Annotated in this window: 1 protein-coding gene; it reads right to left on the reverse strand. The window is 69.2% G+C overall.

Annotated elements, in window-relative coordinates:
* Positions 1-1,239 (reverse strand): IS256 family transposase (locus ACIGXE_RS37750; RefSeq protein ID WP_399754693.1); only part of this gene is annotated, 1,239 nt, incomplete at its 3' end.
* Positions 1,240-1,374 lie beyond the last annotated feature (135 nt).

Genomic DNA, 1,374 nt, shown 5'->3' on the forward strand with positions numbered 1-1,374 from the left:
GTCCTGTTCGGCGGGGTGGCCGTTGTGGAAGCGGGCGCCGGCTCGGACGAGGGCGACGAGGTGGGGTGCGGTGACCGCTCGCCAGCGGGCCTGGGCGGATTCGACGAGCTTGAAGACCATGGCGAGGGCGGCGGCCGGGCTGCCGGCGCCGCGGGTGACCTTGGTCCGGAGCTTCACCGTGGAGAAGGTCGACTCGATCGGATTCGTCGTCCGCAGGTGGATCCAGTGCTCGGCGGGGAATTCGTAGAACGCCAGCAGCTCGTCGACCTCGCCGGTGATCTTCTTCGCCGCCTTCGGCCACTTCGCCCCGTATGCCTTCTCGAACGCCGTGACAGCCTTCTCGGCATGGGCGCGGTCCTCCGCGTTGTAGATCTCCTGGAGCGCTTTCTTCGCGCCGGGCTGCGCGGACTTCGGCAGCGCGTTCATCACGTTCCGGGTCTTGTGAACCCAGCACCTCTGGTGTCCGGCCTGCGGAAACACCTCCGCCAGGGCCCGCCACAGGCCCATCGCGCCATCGCCGACGACGAGCACCGGGTCCCGCATCCCGCGTCGGCGGCAGTCCCGCAACAGATCGGCCCAGGACTCGGTGGACTCCCGCAGGCCCTCGGCGATCGCGATCAGTTCCTTGGTTCCGTCGACGCGGACGCCCATCAGGACCAGAAGGCAGGAGTGCGTCTGGGACAGGCGGATCTTGGGGCGGACTCCGTCGGCCCACACGTAGACGTAGTCGGATTCGGCCAGGTCGCGGCGCTGGAAGGCGGCGTGTTCCTCGGTCCACCTCCGGGTCAGGCGCGTCACGGTCGCCGGCGACAGGCCGGCCGCACCGCCCAGGAACTGCTCCATCGCGGGTATGAAGTCTCCGGATGACAGACCGTGGAGGTAGAGCAGGGGCAGGACCTCGCTGATCTTCGGGGACTTCCGGCACCACGGCGCGAGGATCTTGGAGGAGAACCGCATCCGCTCGCCGGACGCCTCATCCACGCGCTTGTCGTTGACTCGCGGGGCCGCGACCTTCACGGGCCCGGCGGCCGTGGTCACCGTCCGCGGGCGGTGCCGACCGTTGCGGACCACCAGCCGGCGGCCGGTCTCGTCGCGCCGGTCGGCGAGCTCGGCTATGTACTGCTCGACCTCTGCTTCCAGGGCGGCGGCCAGCATCCGCCTCGCACCCTCCCGGACGATCTCGTCGATCAGAGAGGTACCGGTCTCGGTGGTGCCGTCTTCGGTGACTACGCTGAGCACGGGCGTGCCTTCCCGACCCGCGTTCGCAGCGCGGGCCTACTCGGTGACCATGAGTCGATCACCCGGGAAGGTACGCCCTCCGTGTCTCACAAGGCACCTCGCCCCAGGCCGATCCACAAGTCCTGAGCATTGCTC

Source organism: Streptomyces sp. NPDC053431 (assembly GCF_044544925.1).
Lineage (GTDB): Bacteria > Actinomycetota > Actinomycetes > Streptomycetales > Streptomycetaceae > Streptomyces.